This window comes from Bacillus sp. LR--39 (genome assembly GCF_053613335.1).
In genome coordinates this window covers 1-559 of record NZ_JBSIOT010001380.1, presented here as the reverse complement: position 1 = coordinate 559, position 559 = coordinate 1, and the positions used below count along the sequence as shown (strand labels likewise).

Genomic DNA, 559 nt, shown 5'->3' with positions numbered 1-559 from the left:
GCTCGTCAAAGACGGCATCCGTGTCAATGCCGTTGCACCGGGACCGATTTGGACGCCGCTGATCCCGTCAACGTTTTCAGGGGAGGAAGTGGCGAAGTTCGGTACAGATACACCGATGGGCCGTCCAGGTCAGCCGGTCGACCATGTGGGCTGCTATGTGCTTTTAGCATCTGACGATTCTTCGTATATGACAGGGCAGACCCTCCACGTCAACGGCGGAGACTTTATCACGACATAAAAGGGGGAAGCTCGTGTGAAGGTGACAAAGGAAGATGTAATTGAATACTACGAGAAAGCGGGCATTGTGCTGAACGACGATGATAAAGAAAACATCCAAATCATGGACTACGGATTAAATAAGCTGGATAAGCTGGGGCTTCAGCTGTTCGTCTATGTCAACACAGACCGCTACTGCGCCAAAGAGCTCGTATTATTCCCTGAACAAACATGCCCCGAACACCGGCATCCTCCTGTAGACAAGCAGAAAGGGAAGGAAGAGACATTCAGGTGCAGATACGGAAAAGTGTATTTGTATGTAGAAGGAGAAAAAACGGAAGCC

General features: G+C 50.1%; 1 protein-coding gene and 1 pseudogene. Both read left to right on the top strand.

Annotation, left to right across the window (positions count from 1 at the left end):
• The coding region (locus ACWHAR_RS30615; protein WP_452088874.1) for an SDR family oxidoreductase at nt 1–238 on the top strand (238 nt) is incomplete at its 5' end.
• 15 nt (nt 239–253) lie between these two features.
• Nucleotides 254–559: pseudogene (locus ACWHAR_RS30610) on the top strand (D-lyxose/D-mannose family sugar isomerase); the annotation flags it as partial.